Annotated in this window: 19 protein-coding genes, 2 pseudogenes and 2 riboswitches; of the genes and pseudogenes, 10 read left to right on the forward strand and 11 right to left on the reverse strand. The window is 62.1% G+C overall.

Annotated features, from left to right (window positions below; all coding sequences use genetic code 11):
* Positions 1 to 183 precede the first annotated feature (183 nt).
* Positions 184 to 1,680 (forward strand): sensor histidine kinase, encoded by a 1,497-nt coding sequence (locus tag ACMGGN_RS08460; protein WP_046786096.1) that lies wholly within the window; start codon positions 184 to 186, stop codon positions 1,678 to 1,680.
* A complete protein-coding gene (locus ACMGGN_RS08465) occupies positions 1,649 to 3,073 on the forward strand; it encodes a sigma-54-dependent transcriptional regulator (protein WP_115274691.1) in 1,425 nt (474 codons plus the stop codon). The genes ACMGGN_RS08460 and ACMGGN_RS08465 overlap by 32 nt, the downstream gene beginning before the upstream one ends.
* Before the next feature lie 76 nt (positions 3,074 to 3,149).
* Here ACMGGN_RS08465 and ACMGGN_RS08470 read toward each other — a convergent pair whose 3' ends face one another.
* The 3 genes from ACMGGN_RS08470 to ACMGGN_RS08480 all read right to left on the reverse strand — a co-directional run bounded on the left by ACMGGN_RS08470 (position 3,150) and on the right by ACMGGN_RS08480 (position 5,543).
* Complete coding sequence (locus ACMGGN_RS08470) at positions 3,150 to 3,452, reverse strand: hypothetical protein (RefSeq protein ID WP_414156664.1); 303 nt, start codon at positions 3,450 to 3,452, stop codon at positions 3,150 to 3,152.
* Positions 3,453 to 3,536: 84 nt separating this feature from the next.
* Positions 3,537 to 4,889, reverse strand: a complete 1,353-nt coding sequence (locus ACMGGN_RS08475; protein ID WP_046786099.1) for a GntP family permease — start codon at positions 4,887 to 4,889, stop codon at positions 3,537 to 3,539.
* A gap of 114 nt (positions 4,890 to 5,003) precedes the next feature.
* A complete protein-coding gene (locus ACMGGN_RS08480; RefSeq protein WP_046786100.1) occupies positions 5,004 to 5,543 on the reverse strand; it encodes a gluconokinase in 540 nt (179 codons plus the stop codon).
* A gap of 208 nt (positions 5,544 to 5,751) precedes the next feature.
* Between ACMGGN_RS08480 and ACMGGN_RS08485 the strand changes: the two genes are divergently transcribed.
* The 3 genes and pseudogenes from ACMGGN_RS08485 to ACMGGN_RS08495 form a co-directional block, all read left to right on the forward strand.
* Entirely contained in the window at positions 5,752 to 6,771 is a 1,020-nt protein-coding gene (locus ACMGGN_RS08485) for a LacI family DNA-binding transcriptional regulator (RefSeq protein ID WP_046786101.1), read from the forward strand.
* A gap of 126 nt (positions 6,772 to 6,897) precedes the next feature.
* A pseudogene (locus ACMGGN_RS08490) lies at positions 6,898 to 7,680 on the forward strand (PAS domain-containing protein); the annotation flags it as partial.
* Positions 7,681 to 7,785: 105 nt separating this feature from the next.
* Positions 7,786 to 8,217: pseudogene (locus tag ACMGGN_RS08495) on the forward strand (methyl-accepting chemotaxis protein); the annotation flags it as partial.
* Here the strand turns inward: ACMGGN_RS08495 and ACMGGN_RS08500 are convergent.
* The 7 genes from ACMGGN_RS08500 to ACMGGN_RS08530 form a co-directional block, all read right to left on the reverse strand.
* The gene (locus tag ACMGGN_RS08500; RefSeq protein ID WP_414156665.1) at positions 8,198 to 11,467 is read right to left on the reverse strand and encodes a transporter substrate-binding domain-containing protein; all 3,270 of its coding nucleotides are present in this window, start codon (positions 11,465 to 11,467) and stop codon (positions 8,198 to 8,200) included. The pseudogene ACMGGN_RS08495 and the gene ACMGGN_RS08500 sit on opposite strands and share 20 nt — an antisense overlap.
* Before the next feature lie 13 nt (positions 11,468 to 11,480).
* Positions 11,481 to 12,095, reverse strand: coding sequence for a response regulator transcription factor (locus ACMGGN_RS08505; protein ID WP_046786104.1), 615 nt, complete (start codon positions 12,093 to 12,095; stop codon positions 11,481 to 11,483).
* Positions 12,096 to 12,321: 226 nt separating this feature from the next.
* The gene (locus ACMGGN_RS08510; RefSeq protein ID WP_046786105.1) at positions 12,322 to 12,564 is read right to left on the reverse strand and encodes a DUF1272 domain-containing protein; all 243 of its coding nucleotides are present in this window, start codon (positions 12,562 to 12,564) and stop codon (positions 12,322 to 12,324) included.
* Positions 12,565 to 12,630: 66 nt separating this feature from the next.
* A complete protein-coding gene (gene cobM / locus ACMGGN_RS08515) occupies positions 12,631 to 13,383 on the reverse strand; it encodes a precorrin-4 C(11)-methyltransferase (RefSeq protein WP_414156666.1) in 753 nt (250 codons plus the stop codon).
* Positions 13,384 to 13,415: 32 nt separating this feature from the next.
* Positions 13,416 to 13,808: a cobalamin biosynthesis protein gene (locus ACMGGN_RS08520; RefSeq protein ID WP_237858996.1), complete on the reverse strand. Its 393-nt coding sequence runs from the start codon at positions 13,806 to 13,808 to the stop codon at positions 13,416 to 13,418.
* A 17-nt stretch (positions 13,809 to 13,825) separates the two neighbouring features.
* Positions 13,826 to 14,536: a CbtA family protein gene (locus ACMGGN_RS08525; RefSeq protein ID WP_414156667.1), complete on the reverse strand. Its 711-nt coding sequence runs from the start codon at positions 14,534 to 14,536 to the stop codon at positions 13,826 to 13,828.
* Positions 14,537 to 14,545: 9 nt separating this feature from the next.
* Positions 14,546 to 14,731 (reverse strand): CbtB domain-containing protein, encoded by a 186-nt coding sequence (locus tag ACMGGN_RS08530; RefSeq protein WP_115274697.1) that lies wholly within the window; start codon positions 14,729 to 14,731, stop codon positions 14,546 to 14,548.
* A 108-nt stretch (positions 14,732 to 14,839) separates the two neighbouring features.
* Positions 14,840 to 15,065, reverse strand: a riboswitch (cobalamin riboswitch).
* A 675-nt stretch (positions 15,066 to 15,740) separates the two neighbouring features.
* Here ACMGGN_RS08530 and ACMGGN_RS08535 point away from each other — a divergent pair.
* The 5 genes from ACMGGN_RS08535 (at position 15,741) to ACMGGN_RS08555 (ending at position 22,923) form a co-directional block, all read left to right on the forward strand.
* Positions 15,741 to 16,055 carry a hypothetical protein gene (locus ACMGGN_RS08535; RefSeq protein ID WP_414156668.1) on the forward strand — a complete coding sequence of 105 codons (315 nt, stop codon included), beginning with the start codon at positions 15,741 to 15,743 and terminating at the stop codon, positions 16,053 to 16,055.
* Between the two features lie 55 nt (positions 16,056 to 16,110).
* Positions 16,111 to 16,321: riboswitch (cobalamin riboswitch) on the forward strand.
* Positions 16,322 to 16,419: 98 nt separating this feature from the next.
* Positions 16,420 to 17,487 (forward strand): cobalamin biosynthesis protein CobW, encoded by a 1,068-nt coding sequence (gene cobW, locus ACMGGN_RS08540; protein WP_046786111.1) that lies wholly within the window; start codon positions 16,420 to 16,422, stop codon positions 17,485 to 17,487.
* Between the two features lie 3 nt (positions 17,488 to 17,490).
* On the forward strand, positions 17,491 to 21,252 hold the full coding sequence (gene cobN / locus ACMGGN_RS08545; protein WP_414156669.1) for a cobaltochelatase subunit CobN: 3,762 nt from the start codon (positions 17,491 to 17,493) through the stop codon (positions 21,250 to 21,252).
* A 1-nt stretch (position 21,253) separates the two neighbouring features.
* Positions 21,254 to 22,255 (forward strand): ATP-binding protein, encoded by a 1,002-nt coding sequence (locus tag ACMGGN_RS08550; protein WP_119687080.1) that lies wholly within the window; start codon positions 21,254 to 21,256, stop codon positions 22,253 to 22,255.
* 77 nt (positions 22,256 to 22,332) lie between these two features.
* Positions 22,333 to 22,923, forward strand: a complete 591-nt coding sequence (locus ACMGGN_RS08555) for a vWA domain-containing protein (RefSeq protein WP_414156827.1) — start codon at positions 22,333 to 22,335, stop codon at positions 22,921 to 22,923.
* A gap of 113 nt (positions 22,924 to 23,036) precedes the next feature.
* Here ACMGGN_RS08555 and ACMGGN_RS08560 read toward each other — a convergent pair whose 3' ends face one another.
* Positions 23,037 to 23,303 (reverse strand): hypothetical protein, encoded by a 267-nt coding sequence (locus tag ACMGGN_RS08560; RefSeq protein WP_012314620.1) that lies wholly within the window; start codon positions 23,301 to 23,303, stop codon positions 23,037 to 23,039.
* Between the last annotated feature and the right edge of the window lie 337 nt (positions 23,304 to 23,640).

Below are 23,640 nucleotides of genomic sequence, written 5' to 3' on the forward strand. Positions count from 1 at the left end.
TTCTGTTTCTAACCGATTGATTAGCTTCAAATTAGTTTCGAAATAAATCCGTGGCTGACTTTTTGCAAGAAGACATAGGTGATAAGTGGCGGCTGCGGCCGGCGTGGCGAAGTGCTATCGGTTAGCTACGCACGGCAATGAGTGGCAGCCTTCTGAACGGAATCCTTGCGCGGGAACCTCGCGATGCAGACGCTGGAAACCGATGTTCCCGACAAGCTCCTCGCCCAGCCCGGCAGTGGTCTGGCTACGCCCCTTCGCGAATTCAATCTGCTGCGCTGGTTTTCCGTGATCAGCTTGCTGATCATCACGTCGGTGGCAGGTGGTCTGGGCTATGTATCGACCCGCTTCGTGGTCCGCGATAGCGTGGAGCGAGACGCCATGCTCACCGCCCAATTCATCCAGGCCATGGCCCAGGCCGAAGTGCGCCATTCGCAATTGCCACCTGGCACCACCATGGGTGAGCTGCTCGATCCGCGCCTGGACCAGCAGCATCTGCAGGTGAGCCCGCAGCTGGCCATGGCGACTCGGGTCGAGTTCCTCGATCATGTCGAGCATCTTCCGGACACGCTGCTGGCCAATGTCTATGCCCGTGACCGCACCATCGTCTGGTCCACCAACCCCGATCTGGTTGGCAAGCGCATCGAGGCCGACGGCGACCTGGATCACGCCTTCCGCTCGCGCAAGGCGGTGTCCGCCAGCTACCACAAGGTCGAAGAGCACCGCGAGGAACAGAAGTTCGAGCGTGAGCCCAATTACCTGTTCATCGAAAACTACATTCCCCTGTTCGACAGCCAAGGTGAGCAGGTGCTGTCTATGGTCGAGATTTACAAAGAGCCACAGGACCTCATTCGACGCATTCAGCGCGGTTATGTGCTGATCTGGGCCTCGACCCTGGTGGGCGGGGCGCTGATCTACTTCGGCCTGTTCTGGATCGTGCGTCGCGCAGCGTCGATGCTGCACCAGCAACAGGATCGGCTGGTGGCGAGTGAAACCTATGTTGCCCTTGGTGAGATGTCCTCGGCGGTGGCCCACAGCCTGCGAAACCCATTGGCCAATATCCGCTCCAGCGCAGAGCTGGCACAGGAAATCGCCAATCCGCAGGCCCAGCAGAACATTGTCGACATCATTAGCCAGGTGGACCGCATGTCACGCTGGGTGCGCGAACTGCTGGTGTCACTGCGCCCGACCAGCGATATGCCCGAGGCTGTGGACCTGGTAGCCGCCATCAAGGATACCCGCCTGGCGTTTGCCCAGCAGATCGAGCGTAACGGCATCCGCTTTTCCTTCGACGGGCCCCAGACGCAGTGGGTAGCCAGCCAGCCTCTGCAGTTGACGCAGATCCTCAACAGCCTGTTTTCCAATGCCATCGAAGCCATGCCAATGGGTGGCGAGTTGCGTGCCATGGTCTGCATACAGGAAGGTCAGCGCGCTGCATTGCTGCTAAGTGACACAGGCAAGGGCATGACCAGGCAGCAGCAACGCATGGTCTTCAAACCGTTTTTCACCACCAAGCAGGGCGGCCTCGGTGTAGGCCTGGCGCTGGTTCAGCGCATCATGGAACGTTTTGGCGGCTCGGTCAGCCTGAGCAGCCGTGAAGAGGAAGGAACCCGCGTCAGCCTCACTTTCAATATCGCAGCGGGAGGGGAACATGGAGCACAGCATCCTGGTAGTCGAGGATGATGAAATCCTTGCCAACAACATTCGCACCTATTTGAACCTGAAGGGCTTTGAGGTGACGGTGTGTAACAGTGCGGAGCTTGCGCTTGAGCAGATCAAGCGGTTCCAGCCCGACGCGGTACTCACCGACAACTCGCTGCCCGGCATGAATGGGCATGACCTGCTGCGCACGCTGGTGGCGCAGATGCCGGAGCTCAAGGTAATCATGATGACCGGCTACGGTAACGTAGAGGATGCCGTACAAGCGATGAAAGAGGGGGCTTTCCATTACCTGACCAAGCCCGTGGTGCTGGCCGAGCTCAAACTGACACTGGAAAAGGCTTTGGCCACCGAGCGGATGGAGCGCACGCTGTCGTTCTACCAGGAGCGCGAGGCGCAGAAGTCCGGGCTGCAGGCGCTGATTGGCGACTCGCCGGTGATGCTCACCCTCAAGCACACGCTGCGCCAGGTGCTCGATGCTGAACGCCGCATGGCCAATGACGACCTGCCGCCGGTGCTGGTCGAAGGCGAGACGGGTACCGGCAAGGAACTGGTTGCGCGTGCCCTGCATTTCGATGGTTCGCGCAGCAAAGGCCCGTTCATCGAGTTCAACTGCGCCTCGATCCCGGCCAACCTGCTGGAGGCTGAGTTGTTTGGCCATGAGAAGGGGGCATTCACCGACGCCAAGGAACGTCGCGTGGGGCTGGTGGAGGCCGCGGACGGCGGCACCCTGTTCCTCGATGAGATCGGCGAAATGGACCTGGTGCTACAGGCCAAGCTGCTGAAACTGCTGGAGGATCGCAGTATCCGCCGCATAGGTGCGGTCAAGGAGCGCAAGGTTGACCTGCGGGTGATCAGCGCCACCAACTGCAATCTCGAACAGATGGTGCAGCAGGGCAAGTTTCGCCGGGACCTGTTCTTCCGGCTGCGCATCATCGCGCTGAAGGTACCGCGCTTGCACGCCCGCGGCCAGGACATCCTGCTGTTGGCGCGGCACTTCCTGGCCCATCACGGGCGTCGGTACGGTAAACCGAACCTGCGCTTCAGTACCGAGGCACAGAACTTGATGCTCAATTACAGCTGGCCTGGCAACGTGCGCGAGCTGCGCAACATGCTGGAACAGACGGTGTTGCTGGCACCTAATGAAGTGGTGCAGGCGCACCAGTTGAATCTGTGCCTGACCCTGGTCGATGAACCCCTCACGCAGCCGATGGCCACGGTGTACGAAATGCCGCGGCATGAGCCTGAGCCTGGGACCAGTTTGCCGGACATGGAACGGGATTTGGTGTGCAGGACGCTGGACCGTACTGATTGGAACGTGACCAAGTCGGCGCGGATGCTGGGGCTATCGCGCGATATGCTACGTTACAAGATAGAAAAGCTGGGGCTGACACGGCCTGAAAAGCGCCAGTGGTGAGCGGTTCGAAGCGGCTTTCCTGCGTTGGCAATTGCGCCCTCTTCACGGGGCTAGCCCGGGAAGAGGGCGGTACCGCTCAGCGCTGACCGCCGTCCGATCCGTTACCACCTTGGCCACCCGCGCCCTCCGACCCACTGCCTTCCATCCCAGGCAAATCACGATTGTCATTTTGCCTGGCGGGCGGGCTTTCAGGGTCGCTGCCCTGTATTCGCGGGTCGGTATCCCGTGGCATGGGCTCCTCGATCGGGTTGAGGGTGCTGTCCGCGCCCGGCTGGGGCGCCGGGCTGTGCGGATCATCCGGATGGGTCGGCCCGGTGCCGACCGCCAGGGCCAGGGGGGAGGCGAGCAGGGCAGCGAGTAACAGGCTTGTGCGTATCATGGGCAGGCTCCTTTGCGAAGGTAGGGCACGTACTTGCGTTGGGCCCTACTCAAAACGCCAAGGTGCCGTTACCCCGATAAGCGGTCACACCACCGTTGACAGCATCATGATGAAGATGATGCCGACCACCGACAGGATGGTCTCCATCATGCTCCAGGTCTTGAAGGTCTCGGCCACGGTCATGTTGAAGTACTGTTTGACCAGCCAGAAGCCGGCGTCGTTGACATGGGACAGAATGAGCGAACCGGCGCCGGTGGCCAGCACCAGCAGCTCACGGTTGACGCCGGGCACCAGGTCGATCACCGGGGCAACGATGCCTGCGCCGGTAATGGTGGCAACCGTCGCCGACCCCGTGGCGATGCGGATGACCGCAGCCACCAGCCAGGCCAGCATGATCGGTGAAATTTCTGCCTGTACCGCCATCTGGCCGATCACATTGCCGACACCGGTATCGACCAGCATCTGCTTGAAACCGCCGCCTGCACCGACGATCAGCACGATGGCAGCCGTCGGCGCCAGGCTCTGGTCGAGCATCTTCATGATCTGTTGGCGGTTGAAGCCGCGCGCCGAGCCGAAGGTGTAGAAGGCCAGCAGCAGGGCAGCGAGCAGGGCGGTAATCGGGTGGCCGATCAGGTCCATCCACTGGCGAACGATGTGCTCGGCCGGTAGCACGACGTCAGCGAACGTCTTGAGCAACATCAGCACCACCGGCAGCAGCACGGTGACCAGGGTGACGGTAAAGCTCGGCAGGTTACCCTGATCGGACTCCTTGGCGATCTGGTCCATCAGTTCCTGTGACGGATTACCCGGGATATAGCGGGAAATGAAGTTACCGTACAGCGGGCCGGCGATTATTGCAGTGGGCAGTGCCACCAGCAGGCCATAGAAGATGGTCTTGCCGATGTCGGCGTTGAAAATGCCGATCGCCAGCAGTGGGCCCGGATGCGGAGGCACCAGGCCGTGCACCACCGAAAGGCCCGCCAGCAGGGGGATACCGATCTTGATCAGCGATACACCCGAGCGCCTGGCGACGATGAACACCAGCGGAATCAGCAGTACGAAGCCGATTTCGAAGAACAGTGGGATGCCGACCAGGAACGCGGCAAACATCATGGCCCAATGCACGTTCTTCTTGCCGAAGGCGCGAATGAGGGTTTGCGCGATCTGGTCGGCGCCACCGGAGTCGGCCATCAGCTTGCCGAGCATGGTCCCCAGGGCGAGGACGATCCCGACAAAGCCCAGTACCCCACCGAAACCATCCTGGAATGACTTCATGACCTTGGCCACCGGCATACCGGAAGTCAGGCCGAGGAAACCGGCGGCGATGGTCAGGGCGACGAAGGGGTGGACTTTGAAATGGGTGATCAGCAGGATCAGCCCGATGATGGTCACCAGGGCGTCGAGCAGCAGGAAGGTATCTGTAGCCAGTCCGAACATGGTTTTAAGGCCTCGGTCTTATCGTTGTTTTTTGGCGTTGCTTGAAATTGAACTATCGGCGCTTTCAGGCGTCGGGACAGCGCTGTCTTTGGTGAGCCGGAAAAACCGCCAGGTTCATGCGGTCCGCGCCAGGTTCCGCTCACCGCAGGGCTTTAGCCAGGCGTCTACCGTCTCGGCCAGCGTGTCTATCGGCTGCGTGGCATCAAGGGGCAGGGTCAGAGGCTCGCCATGCGGGGGCTCGAGGGCGGCGAACTGACTGTCGATCAGGCTCGCCGGCATGAAATGCCCGGGGCGGGCGAGGACGCGCTTCTCGGCTTCGGCAGGGGTGAGTTCGAGAAACACGAATGCCAGCTCCGGCATGGCCTGGCGCAAGGTATCGCGGTAACGGCGCTTGAGTGCGGAGCAGGTGAGGATCGGGCGTTCGCCCGCCTGCACCGTGGCTTGCAACTCTTGGCCCAAGCGCACCAGCCAACCGGCTCGGTCGTCGTCGTTCAACGGCGTGCCCGCGCTCATCTTGCGGATGTTTTCGGCAGGGTGAAACGCGTCGCCTTCGATCAGGCGGCCGCCGCTTCTGGCGGCTATGGCAGCGCCGATGCAGCTTTTGCCGCAACCGGCCACGCCCATCACCACGATGGCGGACAGGGGAGAATTCATCAGTACCTCCTGCGGGGTGAGATAGCGCTGTCTCGTCGCTGACGAAACGCGAACTCCCCGGTGTTGTTGATCTTGTCGTTACGCAGTATGGACGCTCGGCAGAAGGCGCGTAGTGGCCACCACCAAAGATTACATTGCTTGCGTCCTGAGACAGCGCTACCTTAGTGGCCGTTCCCCTCCCTTGGCAAGTAGTAAAATTACAACACTCATGTCCCGCTCAGGCTCCCGCACTACCGGTCGACCCACCCTGGCAGAAGTGGCCAGGCTCTCCGGGGTTTCCCCGATTACCGCTTCCCGCGCCTTGCGCGGTGTCAGCACCGTGGCTCCGGCACTGGTGGAAAAGGTGGTGGCCGCGGCAGCGAGCCTTGGCTATATCGCCAACCCCGCTGCCCGGGCGTTGGCTTCTGCACGCAGCCAGTCGGTGGTTGTGCTGATTCCGTCGTTGTCCAACCAGCTGTTCATCGACACTCTGGAGGCCATCCACGAAGTGATGCGCCCCCGCGGGCTCGAGGTGCTGATCGGTAACTATCACTACGATATCGACGAAGAAGAGAATCTGATCCGCAATTACCTGGCGTACCAACCGTGCGGCATATTGCTCACCGGTTTCGAGCGTAGTGAGGCTTCTCGGCAGATGCTGGTGGCCAGCGGCGTGCCCTGCGTCCACATGATGGAGCTGGGTGGCACGCCTGGCATGTTGTCGGTAGGGTTTTCCCAGCAGCAGGCTGGTCGGGCTGCTGCCAGGCACCTGCTCGAGCGAGGCCGGCGGCGCCTGGCGTTCATCGCCGCGCAACTTGACCCACGGGTGATGCAGCGTGCCGAAGGGTTCCGCCAGGCGCTGGCTGAAGCCGGCATGCACGCTACCGAACTGGAGGTCCTGTCGCCGCAACCCTCGTCCATTGCACTGGGCAGTGAACTGTTCAGCCAATTGTTGGCGCAGGCACCGGATGTGGATGGCATTTTTTTCTGCAACGACGACCTTGCCCAAGGTGCTGTGCTGCAGGCCTTGCGCCAAGGTATCGAAGTTCCAGGGAGAGTAGCCATGGTCGGGTTCAATGACCTGCCGGCTTCGGCGCATATGGTTCCCCGTCTGACCTCCATTCGCACACCGCGTGCCGCCGTTGGTCGGGGCGCGGCACAGGCGCTGCTGGCGTTGCTCGATGGCAAGCGAGTGGCTACCGAGCAGCAGGATCTGGGGTTTGAGCTGATGGTGCGAGAAAGTTCCTGAGCCCGCACGCATGGGGCGGGGATGGGCCGCACGAATACACTAATCACTAAGTGATAGCAGTTTGCTTGCACGCTGTCGGCGCCGATCTATGCTCAGAAAACCCTGCGCATAAAGGACCCCGGCGCCATGTTCGATTTCCATCGCAAGTCAGATTTGCTCGAGATTCAGCGCGCTCGCCAGGCTCTGGCAGAAACCCAGGCAAAACTCGCGGCGATCAGCCGCTCAATGGCGATGATCGAGTTTGGCCCTGACGGCACCATTCTCGATGCCAATGCGCAGTTCTGCCTGGCAATGGGCTATGGCGTCGATGAGTTGCGGGGCAAGCACCACCGATTGTTCTGCGACCCCGACTACAGCAAAAGTGCCGAATATCAGCAGTTGTGGCGCGAGTTGGGCGAGGGCAAGCCAATCAGCGGCACGTTCGAGCGTATCGACAAGGCCGGCCGTGAAGTCTGGCTGGAGGCCAGCTACATGCCGGTGCTCGATGAGCGTCAGCAGGTCATCAGTGTGATCAAGGTGGCTTCCGATATCAGTCAGCGGATCAAGGATGAGCACGAGAGCGAAAGCCTGCTCAAGGCCATCGGTCGCTCCATGGCGGTGGTCGAGTTCACGCCGCAGGGGCGGGTGATCAAGGCTAACGAGAATTTCCTGACTACCATGGGCTATCGCCTGGAAGAGGTAGTGGGCCGCCACCACGGCTTGTTTTGTCTGGCCCATGAGCGGGAGTCGTCTGCATACCGCGATTTCTGGGCTTCGCTGAACCGTGGCGAGTATCACTCCCATCGTTTCGAACGGGTCAACAAGCAAGGCCAGACGGTATACCTCGAGGCCTCATACAATCCGATCTTCGACAGCAAGGGCCGGCTATACAAGGTGGTCAAGTTCGCCAGCGACATCACCGCGCAGGTCAGTACGCAGCAAAGCGCCGCTGAAGCGGCCCATGCCAGTTCGGTACAGACTGATGCATGCGCACGGAAGGGCACCGAAGTGGTACAGCAAACCGTGCAAGTCATCGAGCAGATTTCCCAGGAGCTCAATGACGCGGCGCGCAGCATCGATGCCGTCAGCAAACAATCGGACGTGATCGGGCAGATTGTCCTGACCATTCGCGGCATCGCCGATCAGACCAACTTGCTGGCCTTGAATGCCGCGATCGAAGCGGCACGTGCTGGTGAACATGGGCGCGGTTTCGCTGTGGTCGCCGACGAGGTGCGCAGCCTGGCCGCACGCACCAGCAAGGCGACCCTGGAGATCGTCGATGTGGTACGGCAGAACCATGATCTTTCGCTCACGGCAGTGGCCAGCATGCAATCGAGCCTGACACGCACGGGGCGAGGTGTTGCCCTGGCTAACGAGGCAGGGACTGTGATCATGGAGATCCAGCAGGGGTCACGCCACGTGGTTGACGCGATCAGCCAGATCAATTCTACGTTGCAATTGCACTGAGGGCGTCGGAGAGTTCGCGCTGCAGGGTCTGCAGGCTGGTTTCCAGTTGCAGGCGCAGGGCGTCGGTGGGCACGCCCCGCGCCTGGGCCTGTTCGATGGCTTCGCAATCCGTGACCACGCCGCGCACCTTGAGCATCTTGGCGCCGCCCTTTATACGGTGGGCGACGGCGCGCACCGCATCGCCGTCCGGTGTACTGCCCAGGCCGCGTAGCGCCGCAAGGTCTTCGCTGGCGCTTTGCGAAAGCTGTTCAAGCAGGCGGCGGACAAGCTGTTCATCGTCCTGGGTCAGGTGGCGCAACTCGTCGAGGTTGAAGCCGCTGGCCTTTGGCTGCGGCGCAATAGGAGTGGCTTGGTTCTGCGGCAAATGGGCTTTGAGGGCGCTGAGGCCGACAGGTTTGAACAGGCAGTCGTCCATGCCACTGGCCAGGCAACGCTCATGTTCTTGGGCCTGGGCGTTGGCGGTGATCCCGATGATCGTACAGGCTGACCTGGCCAATTCATGCTCCTGCAGACGAATGCTGCGGGCCAGTTGGTGGCCGTCCATCACTGGCATGCTGCAGTCGGTGATGACCAGGTCAAACTCTTCAGCCTGCCAGAGGGCCAGCGCCGTTTGGCCATTTTCGGCCAACGTCACTCGATGGCCCAAAGTATTGAGCTGTTTCTCCAGCAACAGCAGGTTGGCCGGGTAATCATCCACCACCAGGATGTTCAGGGGCCCGCTTTCACTACCTTGGCTGGGTACAGCGTGCTCGGCAGGCATCGGGGCTTTGCAGGTCGGCAGCTGCAGCTCGACCGATACCTTGGTGCCTACACCTTCGACGCTCTGCAGGTTAAGGGTGCCGCCCATCAGTTTGGCAAGGGTGCGGCTTATCACCAGACCCAGCCCTGCGCCCTGTCGCGCCCGTGGGCCATCAGCCTGGGCAAAAGCGCTGAAGAGACGAGCCTGGTCTGTCAAATCAATGCCAATACCGGTGTCGCGCACGCTCAGCTGCACTTGCACGCTGTTGCCGGCGGTTGTCGGCTCAAGTGCCAAGGTTGCGTGAACCTCGCCCCGATCGGTGAACTTGATTGCATTGCTCAGCAGGTTGGAGAGGATTTGCTTGATCCTCAGGGCGTCTGCCAACACCCAGACGGGCCCTTCTGGTAGTTCGCAGTGCAGGCGCAGGCCCTTGACTCGTGCATTGCCGTCGAAGACCCGCAGGGTGGTGCGGACCAGTTCGACCAGGTCGGTGGCTTCTGGCTGCAGGCTCATGTGGCCGGATTCGATCCGGGAAATATCGAGGATGTCGCCAATCAGCCCCAACAGTCCAATGGCCGAATCATGCGCGGTCTGCAGGACCTGAGTATCGCAACGGCCCTTACGGCTATCTTCCAGCGCCAGTTCGAGCAGGCCGATCACCGCATTCATGGGCGTGCGGATCTCGTGGCTCATGGTCGCCAAAAAGGTGCTTTTGGTATGGCTGGCCCGTTCAGCATCGTCCTTGGCCTGGCGCAGCTGTTCGAGCAGGCCGCGGCTCAGCGACAATTGTTCCTGCAAGGCGCGCTGCGCCTCGGTACGCTGGTTTATCAGTTTGCGCAGGTAGCTGTTCCAGAACACCACGCCGGCCAGCAACAGCGCAGAAAGCACCAGCACTTGCAATGCCAGTGTGCGGTAGTTGCGCCATGGGCTGTCGCTGACCACGGTGCTGATACGCCAGCGATTGATCAGTTGGTCGAGTTCTTCAGGAGGAATGCTCAACAGGGCTTTGTCGAGAATGGCCTGCAACTGCGGCTGGTCAGGGGCGACGGCGAATGCGGCAGTTGCCGGGTCATCACCGAGCACTGTGGCTATGCGTAGCTGGTCCTTGAAAACATGAGTGATGTAGTACTTCGCGTTTATATGACTGCTGTAGGCGACGTCAGCATTGCCGTTGGCGACTGCTTCCATCAAGCCTAGCGGATTGTTCACTTCTACCACTACCGCCTTGGGGTGCTGGCGTTGCACTTCTGCTCGCAGGGGTGAGCCCCGCAGCAGGGCGATACGTTTGCCCTCCAGCCCCCTGGACTTTGGCGGCCAGGGCGTCTGGCTGCGTGTGACCAGAACCCTCGGGCTGACGAGGTAGGGGCGGGTGTAGCGCAGTTGCGTCTGGCGCTTCGCACCATAACCCAGGGCCCCGATCATCTGCGCCTCGCCGCGTGCCACTTGTTCGATCATGGTCTGCACGGCGTTACGCTCGATGAGCTTGAATGTCAGCCCGGTGCGCAGGGTTATCTGCTTGAGCAGGTCGATGGTAATCCCGCTGGGCTGCTGCTGGGCATCGTTGAAGGTCAGCGGCGCAAGTGCGGCGTCGATCAGTACACTGACAGTAGGATTCTGGTCTATCCACGTCTGTTCTTCCGCGGTAAGTGCTGACAGATGGCGTTCGAGCAACAGGCTGGTGTTGCCACTTGTCCAACGGCGCAGGATGTTCAAACGCTCGCTTTCTGTGATCCTTGCCAGGGCCATGTCGATCAGGCGGCGCAGGCGCGGGTTGTCATTGGCCAGGGCGAAGGAAAAGGTGCCCGCTGGCCCACGGCAGAAATGGTCGATCTTCACCGTACCCTGGTAACTTTTGCCAATAAGAAAATCGGTGCTGATAGCGTCGCCCAGATAGGCGTCCACCTCTCCCATTTCCACCGCTGCCAGCCCTGCCAGCGTTGAGCGATGAAGGCTCAACTGTGCTTTGGGGTAGAGCGAGCGGACCGTTTCGCTCGGCAGGTAGTGATCGACCATGCCCAGGCGCACGTCTGTGAGGTCTGTGTTGTTTTTCAGGGTGCGCCCTTCGCGGGTGACGATGACTGGCAAATCGTCTGCGTAGGGCTGGCTCAGGTTCAGCTGGGCATCGGCCGCTTCGAAACTGTTGGAGCTGCCCAGCAAATCGATTTTGCCGTCGCGTAAGGCTGCGATCGCCGCATGGCGGCTGGGAAAGCGCCTGACCTCTATCGGTATCTCCAGAAGTTCGGATATTAGCCCGGCATAGTCTGCGCTCAGGCCCTCATAGTCGCTCGGGCTGATGTTGATCTCGAACGGGGGATAATCGGGACGCGAGCTGCCCAGCAACAGAACTTTGCGCTGCTGCAACCATTGGCGGTCCTGGGCATCGAGTTGCAGTGGTGAAGCGGTGCTGACAGCACGTGCCAACAAGCGCCGCGTTTCGACATCTGCCGGTGCGGCGAGCGCGGAGCCAGCCATGCCAATGGCCAGCAACAGCGCAACCAGTACGCACTTCATGCCGATCACGCGCCTAATTGACGTTATTGCGTTTGGCCAGATCAACCATTTCTACCAATGATTCAGTCTTGAGCTTGTCCATGATGCGGCCACGGTAGGTGCTGATGGTCTTGGCGCTGAGGTTCATGCAATGGCCTATGTTCTTGTTGTTTTCACCACGGGCCAGACGCCGAAGCACTTCCATCTCCCGATTTGACAGGCTGCCCAGGCGCCCGTGCTCGCTGTCCAGAGTGTTGCTGTTCACCGACATCTGCGGGAAGGTCGAGTACCCCTTGACCAAGGCTTTCATGGCAAAGACGACGGCATCGAGATCTTCATCTTTGGTTACAAATGCGCCTATACCGGCATCCAGGCAACGGCGGACGTACAACTCGGTGGCCTGTCCGGTCAATACCATGATCCTGGGGACCTGTTCGAGTTGCTGCAGGCGCTTGATGACTTCCATGCCGTCGAGGCCAGGAAGCCCGATATCCAGGATCACGACGTCGGGTCGCAGGTTGCGTGCTACCTGCGCCACTTCGCTACCGTTCTCGACTTCCCCCACAACTTTGAAGCGCTCGCGCTCAAGCAGCATGCGCAGCGCGAATCGAACGGTAGAGTGATCGTCAACGATCAGCACGGTTGTCATGAGGCTAACTCCTGTCGGAATGTGGTCCGTTTCCTAAGGCTAATCAGGAATACGTCTGCAAGGTCTTTCTGCAGCGCAGCACGATACGTCCATTCCGGTTCCTTGGTAATGGCGAGTATAGATCTGTTGAGTTAGGGGGACGACTTTGTTGAAAAATCCTACAAAATCGTCTGAGTACAAGCATCGCCAGGGTATTTTTTCGCCGATGCTTGTGGCTGCAAGTTGTTCAAGCACAGCGGGCGTGGGGCTTGAGCACGCGCTCAGTGGCAGGTGGGTTGTTGCTCAAGGCCGTACCAACCCGGGTGGGGCGTGCGACCAATTGACCTGAGCAGTTGGGGCAGCGGCCATTGAAGTGGGTTTCAGCACAGCTTTTGCAGAATGTGCATTCGAACGAGCAGATCAGCGCGTCAGGGCTGTCGCCCGGCAGATCGCTATTGCAGCATTCGCAATTGGGGCGTAGTTCCAGCATGGGCGCGACTCCGGTCCGCGGGATGGAGCCTGGAGTCTGCTACGGTCTGTATCAGCTTGGCAATGTTCAACTGCCCCGGCGATAAAGGTGCGCATGCCCGGCGCGGTACAGGGCTGACTCGGCGAACGGAGCATCGCCCAGTACGTGCCCGACGAGAATCAGCGCGGTGCGACGAAAACCCTTCGCGGCTGCCTTCTCGACGATATCCTCGAGGGTGCCCCGTGCCCAGTCCTGATCGGGCCAAGTGGCGCGGTGAACAACGGCCACCGGGCAGCCTGCGCCGTAATGGGGGACAAGCTCATCGACGATTCGAGCCAGGTGTTTCACGCCGAGGTGGATCGCCAAGGTGCAACCATGACGCGCCAGGTCGCCCAGTTGCTCGCCTGCTGGCATGGGTGAGCTGTCCCCGTAGCGGGTTAGAATGACCGTCTGCGCCACCTCAGGCAGCGTCAGCTCGCAGCCCAGCAACGCGGCACTGGCAGCGGTAGCGGTTACACCCGGAATGATCTGGTAATCGATACCCAGCTCGCGCAGATGGCGGATCTGCTCGCCGATTGCGCCGTACAAGCTGGGATCGCCACTGTGAACACGGGCGACATCCTGGCCTTTTTCATGGGCCGCGTGCATGGCCTCCACGATTTGCTCCAGGTGCAGTTCCGCGCTGTTTATCACGGTCTCGGCCTGGTGCCCGTCGAGCACTGCCGCGGGCACCAGGGAGCCGGCGTAGATGATCACTGGGCACTGACGGATCAGGCGTTGCCCTTTGACCGTGATCAATTCCGGGTCGCCGGGGCCGGCGCCGATGAAGTAGACCGTCATGGAAAATCCTTGCAGGTGAATGGGTGGGGCAATTATCCGCCGCAGGCAAGGGCCAGGGTAGCGGCGCCGAGCGTTTGCCGCGTCACCACAAGCGTGGCGTTGCCGCGTTCATGATGGGCCATTGCCAGGGCTGCGCTCTCCGCGACGCCCCAGCAACCGCTGTGGGCGAATGCCACCGCAGAGCGATGGCTCAGTTGTGGCTCGTAAGCCTGTAGTTGCGAGGCGTCGAACACCAGCAGGGGCAAATTGTGACGTTCGGCGAGTTGTCGCAGGCCAGGTTCGTCGGCTTTCGACGTGATGCTGGCGATGCCGCGCAACGCCGACAGCGTCAGCCCGTGGCCATGAAGTGCCTGGTGCAGCAGATCGTCCAGGACCTCAACCGGGCAGCCCCGGCGGCAACCAAAGCCGGCGTAAAGCGCCGGCAGCGGGTGGTGGCTTGCCATCAAGCCTGGCTGGAACGGCGGTACAGCCAGGCGCTGAGTAGGCCCAGAGCCAGCCAGAAGGCAGCGTTGGTTGCCCACGAAGCGATCTTGAACTGTGTTTCCAGGGCTTCTGGGGCCAGGCTTTCATGGACTTCGGGTTGCGGAGCGCCGATCAAATGCGGCACTACCAGCAATACTGCCCCGAGGGCCTTGAGCAGCCAATGACGAGCGAACACCAGCAATGCAAGCCCCAGCGCGGTGGCGGCGGCGGTGCCAATCCACCAGTTCTGGCGCTGGCCGAGGTCTGCGGCTGCGGTGCCTGGCAGCTCTGGCGGCAGGCCCAAGGTGGGTGCCAGGCAGAACACGGCGAACCCGGCCAAGCCCCATAATGCGCCGGTGGTGACGCGGTTGGGCTCACGCAGGCTGTACAGCGCGGCAAGGATCAGGGCGAAGCCGACGGCTACGACGAGGTTGCCACCGGTGGTGGCGAGGATGCGCTGCCAGCCGTCCTCCGGTGACCAGGCATCGGCACTGTGTTCGTGCGCCGCAGCATGTTCATGCCCAACGGTTGCCTGGATATCGTGGCTGTGGTGCTCGGTGGTGGGGGCTGCCGATTCATAGGTTTCCGCCTCAAGAATCAGCGGTGCGACCCAGAAGCTTTGCAGCAGGGTCAACAACAAGGCTGCGAGCAGCCCGCTGAACCCGGCGGTGCGGGCAATGCGCTTGATCATGGGGCGGTCTCAGTGGCAAGGGAACGCGGCGCTGTGGCGGGTGTCGTGGGCAGCGTTGTGCACGGCTTCGATGTGTGAGAAGCCGGCAAAGTAGATCAGGCACAGGCCCAACAGGCTGGCAGCGGCGGCGATGACCACGCGCTGGCTGAGGGTGACGGGGGTGGCGATACCGTGTTTGGCGCTGGTGACGGGCATGACGCGTTCCTCTGCTTTGTAGGGCATTGTGCCGATTGAGCAACAGGCAAGCGCGGCAACCCCGGGCTTGAATGGCCCAGGGAAATGCGACAGCGCCCGCCCACCGCGGGGTGTTGATGAACGCCAGGCCGGTCTCCGGGCTTGCGAGGAGGAGCAGGGCTCCTGGTAAAGCGTCACCTTCCCATGCCGTACGATGTGGCACAGTGGTTTAGACGCTTCGCTCGCTTACCGTTGCGGGGGCAGCACCGGGATTGTCCGGCCCTGATCGAGGGCCTGCGACGCACCGGTTTCCCGTTTCACCCCCAGAGGGGGCACCTGAACGCAAGGTGCAAGGAGAGCACGGGGCAGGGTTTGCGTCAATCGTAGGTCACGATTTGCTTGCCGTTGCCGTTGCCGTTGCCGTTGCCGTTGTTTGCTTTTGCTTTTGCTTTTCAGAGCGCGGTAGTACAGGCACCGCAGATTGCGACTTCAGGAGGCCGAGCGCAGGTCTTGCGAAGGGAGGTGACGGGCATGGATGCCCGTCAAGCGCTGCGGCCCATGGATGGGCCGTCAGCGCGGTCCTCCCGGGAGCAAGGCCGGAGCGAGGGAACCCCGGAGCGAAGCGTAGGGGCCGGATGATGGGAGCAGGCGGTTTTTGGTTCCTTTTTGCCAAGACAAAAAGGGACCCGCCGTAAGGGCGGAAAGGTGAGTGAGCGCCGCCACGGCAAATAGATATTCACGCTAGCTGAAAGCCAGAAGCCAGAAGCCAGAAGCCAGAAGCCAGAAGCCAGAAGCTCATGCGAGGGCTTTGATTCATGCGGGCATATCCATTTGCGGTGGCGGCGCTCACTCACCTTTCCGCCCTTACGGCGGGTCACTTTTTGGCAAACGCCCCAAAAAGTAACCAAAAAAGGCTGGCTCCTATCATCCGGCCCCTACGCTACGCTCCGGGGTTCCCTCGCTCCGGCCTTGCTCCCGGGAGGACCGCGCTGACGGCCCATCCATGGGCCGCAGCGCTTGACGGGCATCCATGCCCGTCACCTCCCTTCGCAAGACCTGCGCTCGGCCTCCTGAAGTCGCGATCTGTGGTGCCTGTACTTGCGCGCTAGAAAAGCAACAGCAACAGCAACAGCAAGAGCAACAGCAAGAGCAACAGCAAGAGCAACAGCAAGAGCAACAGCAAGAGCAACAGCAAGAGCAACAGCAAGAGCAACAGCAAGAGCAACAGCAAGAGCAACAGCAAGAGCAACAGCAAGAGCAACAGCAAGAGCAACAGCAAGAGCAACAGCAACAGCAACAGCAACAGCAACAGCAACAGCAACAGCAACAGCAAGAGCAGGGTTAATTGGAGAGGGGCGTGGGTGGTGCACGCCAACAGTTGACCACCTGCCACCCCCCGCGTAGCCTTGCCGCTTCGAGGTTCTTCGGCCAGGCCGAAGCTAAGACGGGAACGCGGTACAAGCCGCGGCTGCCCCCGCAACTGTAAGCACCGGTAACGGATCGACATAGCCACTGCGCCCAAGCGCGGGAAGGCGTCATCCCGCCAGCCCCGTGATCGAAAGGGCCGCAACGGTGCAAGCCAGGAGACCTGCCTCGCAACGTTTTCGACTATCAACCGGGCGGGGTGATCCGGTGGCGAACGAGCCCGGCCGACCTGGCCGCGGCTTTCGTCCCGCATGCCCGCGCCATCCTGCCAAGGGCAACGCGACATGAAAACACTGGCCAAACTCCCCGTCACCATCGTCACCGGCTTCCTCGGCTCGGGCAAAACCACCTTGCTCCGGCACATGCTCGACAACGCACAAGGCCGACGCATCGCAGTCATCGTCAATGAGTTCGGCGAACTCGGCATCGATGGTGAAATCCTCAAGCAGTGCAGCATCGGCTGCACCGAAGAAGAGGCCAGCGGCCGCGTCTACGAACTGGCCAATGGCTGCCTCTGCTGCACCGTGCAAGAAGAATTCTTCCCGGTCATGCGTGAACTGGTGGCGCGCCGTGGCGACCTCGACCACATCCTCATCGAAACCAGCGGCCTCGCACTGCCAAAACCGCTCGTGCAAGCCTTCCAGTGGCCGGAAATCCGCAACGCCTGCACCGTCGACGCGGTTATCACCGTGGTCGACAGCCCAGCTGTCGCCGCCGGTACCTTCGCCGCCTACCCGGACCAGGTCGACGCCCAACGCAAGCTCGACCCCAACCTGGACCATGAGTCGCCGCTGCACGAATTGTTCGCCGATCAACTGGCCAGTGCCGATCTGGTGGTACTGAACAAAGCTGACCTGATCGACGCCGAAGGCCTGGCCAAAGTGCGCGCCGAAGTGGCCGAAGAATTGCCGCCTGCGGTCAAGGTGATCGAGGCCAGCAGCGGCCGCCTGCCGCTGAACGTGCTGCTGGGCGTCGGGGCAGAGTCCGAGGCGCACATTGATGGGCGCCGCACTCACCATGATTCGCATCACGACGGTGAAGGCCACGATGATCACGATCACGATGCCTTCGACTCCATCTCCATCGACCTGCCAGAGGCCGACGAAGCGCTGCTGCTCGATGCCCTGACCCAACTGGTGGTGGAGTTCGGCATCCTCCGCGCCAAGGGCTTCGCGGCCATTCCCGGTAAGCCGATGCGCCTGCTGGTGCAGGGTGTAGGCACCCGTTTCGACAAGCACTTCGACCGCGCCTGGCGTGCCGATGAGCCGCGCATCACCCGCCTGGTGCTGATCGGCCAAGACCTTGATGCCGCGCACCTGCAAGCGCGTCTGCGCCAGGCACTGGGCGCCTGACCCATGCACCTGCTGCGGACCCAGCCCGGCGGCTTCGTGCCGGACGACAGCATCGCCGACCTCGGCCAGACACCCGCCGAGCTGGTGATCCTCTGCAGCGGCGACTCGCATTTGGCGTTGCTCGCCGAAACCGCCGAGCAACTGCCGGACGACTACCCCAGCCTGCGCCTGGCCAACCCCATGCAGGTGCAGAACCATGCCTCCGTCGACCTGTATGTCGACGAGGTGCTGCGCCACGCCAAGGTGATCCTGGTGTCGTTGCACGGTGGCGTCGGCTACTGGCGCTATGGGGTGGAACAACTGGTCGAACTGGCTTCACGCGGCGTGCAATTGATCCTGGTGCCCGGTGACGACCGCCCCGATCCCGAATTGACCGGGCTTGGCACCGTCACTGGAGAGCCAGCCGAGCGCCTTTGGCACTACCTGCGTCAGGGCGGCAAGGCCAACGCCGTCAATCTGTTCAAGTACCTGGCCAGCCAGTGGCTGGGCCGCGATTACAGCTGGGATGCACCGCAACCGTTGCCACGCACCTCGGTGTATCACCCGGGTACTCCCAATGCCACGCTCCAGGACTGGTACGCCCAGTGGCACCCGGAGCACCCGGTAGCGCCGCTACTGTTCTACCGCTCGCACCTGCAGGCAGCCAATACCGCGTTCATCGACGTGTTTTGCCAGCGCCTGCAGGCGGCCGGCCTCAATCCGCTGCCGATCGCCGTTGCCAGCCTCAAGGAAAGCGCCTGCCTGGAACAGGTCGAAAACTGGCTGGACGAAGCGGGCGCCGAGGTCCTGATCAATACCACGGGCTTTGCCATGTCCAGTCCGGAGCGTCCCAGCCTGCGGCCGTTTCGCCGGGACATACCGGTGCTGCAGGCCATCTGTGCGCAAGACAACCAACCCGGTTGGGAAGCCAGCGAGCAAGGCCTGGGCGCTCGCGATCTGGCCATGCACATTGCCTTGCCCGAGCTGGACGGGCGCATCATTACCCGGCCGGTGAGCTTCAAGGACATGGCTTGGCGCAGCGAGCGCAGCCAGTCTGACGTGGTGTGCTATCGCGCCCATCCGGAGCGTATGGATTTTGTCGCCGAGCTGGCCAGGCGCTGGGTGGCGCTGGCGCGCCTGCCCAATGGGCAAAAGCGCATTGCGCTGGTGCTGGCCAACTACCCGACCCGGGACGGGCGCATCGGCAATGGTGTTGGGCTCGATACCCCTGCGGCGGCGCTTAACATTCTCAAGGCGCTGCAGGCTGAAGGCTACCCGCTGGGCGAACTGCCGGACAGCGGCACCCAATTGATTCACCAGTTGCTCGGCGGCGTCACCAACGATCTCGATCACCTCGACCAGCGCCCCTGCGCCCAGAGCCTGAGCCTGGCAGATTACCAGGCCGCTTTCGAGCGCCTGCCCGAAGCCAACCGCAAGGCTGTGCTGGAACGCTGGGGGGCGCCCGAGCAGGACCCGATGTACCGCAGCGGCCGCCTGATGGTGGCCGGGCTGCGCTATGGCCTGACCTTCGTCGGCATCCAGCCGGCACGCGGTTACCAGGTCGACCCCAGTGCGGTGTACCACGACCCGGATCTGGTTCCGCCGCATGGCTACCTGGCATTCCATTTCTGGCTGCGCCACGCCTTTGCCGCCGATGCGGTCATCCATGTGGGCAAACATGGCAACCTGGAGTGGCTGCCCGGCAAAGGCGTCGGCCTGTCTGACCAGTGCTGGCCGGATGCGCTACTCGGCCCGCTGCCGAACATCTACCCATTTATCGTCAACGACCCGGGCGAGGGAGCCCAGGCCAAGCGCCGCACGCAGGCAGTGATCATCGACCACCTGATGCCACCGCTGACCCGAGCCGAAACGTACGGGCCGTTGCGCGAGCTTGAACAGCTGGCTGATGAGTTCTATGAAGCGCAGATGCTCGACCCGCGCCGCGCCCGTGAGCTGCAGCGCGACATTCTCGAGCTGGTCAAGGCCAACCACATCGACCGGGAGCTGCAACTGGAAGGGCAACTGGACGACGCCGCCGTATGGCTGCCACGCCTGGATACCTACCTGTGCGATCTCAAGGAGTCCCAGATCCGTGATGGCCTGCACGTATTTGGCCAGTCTCCGCAAGCCCGCCTGCGGATCGACACCTTGCTGGCTTTGCTTCGGGTCGAGCGCGGTGATGGTCGGGGTGGTAACGCCAGTTTGTTGCGCACACTCGCCAAGGCTTTGGTGCTGGGCTTCGACCCATTGGACTGTGACCTGGGGCAAAACTGGGCGGGACCGCGCCCGGCACTACTGCAGGCCGTAAGCGAAGCACCGTGGCGTACCTTTGGCGACAGCCGGGAACGCCTTGAACTGCTGGCACTGCAGGTGATCGAGCAAGCTTTGGGCGGCGCTCTGCAATTGCCCGACGAGGCGCAATGGCAGCCGGTACGTCAGGTGGTGCAGGCCTTACAGGAGCAGGTAGCTCCAGACCTGGATGCCTGCGGGCCGGCCGAGATCAATGGCCTTCTCGCAGCATTGGCGGGGCGCTTCGTACCAGCCGGCCCCAGCGGGGCACCCAGCCGCGGTCGCCTGGATGTACTGCCCACGGGCCGCAACTTCTATACGGTGGATGTACGCAACCTGCCCACCACGACTGCCTGGCGCCTGGGTTTCGCCTCAGCGAACCTGATCCTCGAGCGCCATTTGCAGGACCACGGCGACCATCTGCGCCAGCTTGGCCTTTCGGTGTGGGGCACGGCAACCATGCGCACCGGCGGTGACGATATTGCCCAGGCCATGGCGCTGATGGGCGTGCGCCCGGTATGGGCTACCGGTAGCCAGCGTGTCGACGATTTCGAGATCCTGCCGTTGAGCCTGCTCGATCGCCCACGGGTGGATGTGACCCTGCGTGTCTCGGGCTTTTTCCGCGATGCCTTCGGCAACCTGATCCGCCTGTTCGATGCCGCGGTACAGGCGGTAGCGGCGCTGGACGAACCGGATGACCTCAACCCCCTGGCGGCGCGGGTGCGTGCCGAGCGAGCGGCGCTGCAGGCTGAAGGGGTGGAGGCCGAACAGGCTGCACGCCAGGCCGGTTGGCGGGTATTCGGCGCCAAGCCCGGCGCCTACGGGGCCGGGGTGCAGAATGCAATCGATGGCCGCCTGTGGCATAGCCGGGACGATCTGGCCGAGGTGTACCTCAACCATGGCGGCTACGCTTACGGTGGCAGTGACGAAGGCACCCCGGCGCGTGTTCAGTTCGCCAGGCGGCTGGGCCAGGTCCAGGCGGTGCTGCAGAACCAGGACAACCATGAGCACGACCTGCTCGATTCCAACGACTATTACCAGTTTCAAGGTGGCATGCTGGCGGCGTCCGAAACCTTGTCCGGTGCGGTGGTGGCCAGTTATCACGGCGACCACAGCCAGGTCGATCGGCCGCGTATCCGCACCCTCAAAGAGGAACTGAACAGGGTCATTCGCGCCCGAGCCCTCAACCCCAAATGGATCGACGGGGCCAAGCGGCACGGCTACAAGGGGGCCTTCGAACTGGCGGCGACGGTCGACAACCTGTTCGCTTTCGATGCCACCACACACCTGATCGATGACCATCATTATCAGTCGCTGGCCGATGCCTATGTGCTTGACCCGGCGACCCGCGACTTCATGCGTGAGCATAACCCCGAGGCTTTGCGAGACCTCACCGAGCGATTGCTGGAGGCCCAGCAGCGCGGGCTCTGGGAAGCGCCTGGTGAATACCGCGAAGCCCTTGAGGAGCAGTTGCTCGACGGCGAGGAACAAGCTTGAAATGAGTGAACCCGTGCAATTTCCCCTGGCGGCCGTGGTCGGTGCAGACGACCTGAAGCTGGCGCTGTGCCTGACCGCAATCGACCCGAAAATCGGCGGCGTGCTGATCGAGGGCCCGCGTGGCATGGCCAAAAGTACCTTGGCTCGCGGCTTGGCCGACCTGCTCGGTGAGGGGCCGTTCGTCACCCTGCCGCTGGGCGCCAGTGAGGAACGGCTGGTCGGCACGCTCGACCTCGATGCGGCACTGGGGCAGGGCAAGGCGCAATTTTCGCCAGGGGTGCTGGCCCAGGCTGATGGCGGCGTGCTGTACGTCGATGAGGTGAACCTGCTACCCGACACCTTGGTCGATCTTCTGCTCGATGTGGCTGCCAGCGGCACCAACCGTATAGAGCGTGACGGCATTTCCCACCGCCACAGTGCCCGTTTCGTTCTGATTGGCACCATGAACCCCGAAGAAGGCGAGTTGCGTCCGCAACTGCTCGACCGCTTCGGTCTGAATGTGGTGCTCGATGGCTTGCCCGCGCCACAGGCGCGCCAGCAGATCATTCGTCGTCGCTTGGCATTCGACACCGACCCCCTGGCGTTCTGTGAACAGTGGGCCGCTGCTCAGGCACAGTTGCGCGAACGCTGTCATGCGGCGCGTCAGGGGCTGGCAGCGATAGCGCTGGACGATCAGGCCTTGGCCTGGATCACCGAGCGCTGTTTCGCCGCTGGGGTCGACGGCCTGCGTGCAGACCTGGTCTGGCTACGTGCCGCCCGCGCCCATTGTGCCTGGCGCGGTGGCGAGGCGATCGAGGAGCTTGATGTCGATGCGGTCGCGGAATTCGCATTGCGCCATCGACGCCGCGTACCGCCAGAGGTGGCACCACCTTCCAATCCCCCCGAGGCAGGCGGTCGCGATGGGCATAGCCAGGGCGGGCAGGGTGATTGGGGCGCGCTGCCTGCGCAGCCTGTGGCCAGCGGTGCCCGGCGTGAGGTGCCGAACTGGGCAAAAAAGCCCTGAGCATCCGCCCGCCAGGCACTAATGTGGCGGATGCCTTGCCCCGGGTCGGTAAGCTGAGCGGTGCCAGCCGTGGCCGCGTGCGTGCAGCGGGGAAGGGCCGCGTGGCCTGGCTGTCTACTTTGCTGAAAGGGCGACCACGCGTGCGCCAGGACCTTTGCTGGCAACAGCGCCAAGGCAGTGCTGCCCAGCTGTGGCTGGTGATCGTCGATGCTTCGGCCTCCACCCGCCGGCACAAGGCACTGGCACAGAGTAAAGGGCTGCTGGCAGAGTTGTTTGACCAGGCTTACCGCCAGCGTGCGCGACTAGCCTTGCTGACCGCCAGCGGCGGTGCACCGCAGTGGCAGCGTCATGGCCTGAAAGCCTCGGCGTCACTGCAACCCTGGTTGAACGCATTGGGTGCTGGCGGCGGTACGCCGCTGATCGCAGCCCTGGAGCAGGGCAGGCGCTGGCTGCAGGCAAGGCAAAAAGCCCACCCACAGGAGCAGCAGCGCTGCCTGGTATTCACCGATGGACGTCTGCAGCGCTCAAATGATCTGCAGCCGATGCCCTGTGCCACACTATTGGTGGACATGGAAATGGCGCCGGTTCGTCTGGGGCGGGCACAGCAACTTGCCATGCAATTGCAAGCACGCTATCAGCATATCGAGCAATTCAGGCTAAAAGAGTGATGCACTGCGCGAGGGTGGGGCGACACTTTGTCGCAGTTCTGCAAGTTGCCTGAGTGGCACTGGAAAGTTGCACAAGTGCGTGCCGAACACGCACTTGCACGCAAACTCTGATATTACTTCGGCATCGACCAGGGTTGCAGGGCATAGCCTTTCTGGCACAGTTCGGCGCGCACTTCTTCGATCAGGCTGGCCCACTGGGCCGGGTCGGAATAGATGCGCGAAGACACTTGCTTGCTGCCGATACGGGTGCTGGTCCGGTCGATCACTGCCAGGCTCAGCTCACCAGTACCGTTGGGTGCATCCCAGGCGACGCACTGGAAGGGTTCGAAGGCGTGGTCGGCGATCAGCAGTGCTTCGTTGACACGGAGCGGGGCATTCATGGTTCGGTCTCTCTATGGTCCCAAACATCGAAATTCAAGTCCGCGTAACTGCTATCGCTTCAGGTTGTCGCGATACGCAGCGCGGGGTTATTTGTACTGATGCTCCAAGTTAGGGGTGAAGTCACACAGTGGTTGTAAATTTTTTTACGACGCACACATTTTTTGTTTCCTGCGCCGCCTGTGACGCCGTTTATTACGAAAAATTCCCGAATGCCCGAAAACCGTCAGAAATGGGCGGACAGACGGTAGTGGGCAGCGTCAAGTTCGTTGCTACTGTTAAATGGGCGCCGCAACTTACTGTTTTCTCGTAAAAAACCATAATCTGGCGCCAAGGAAC

This window comes from Pseudomonas sp. BNK-30, from assembly GCF_047456185.1.
In the GTDB taxonomy this organism is placed as follows: domain Bacteria; phylum Pseudomonadota; class Gammaproteobacteria; order Pseudomonadales; family Pseudomonadaceae; genus Aquipseudomonas; species Aquipseudomonas putida_E.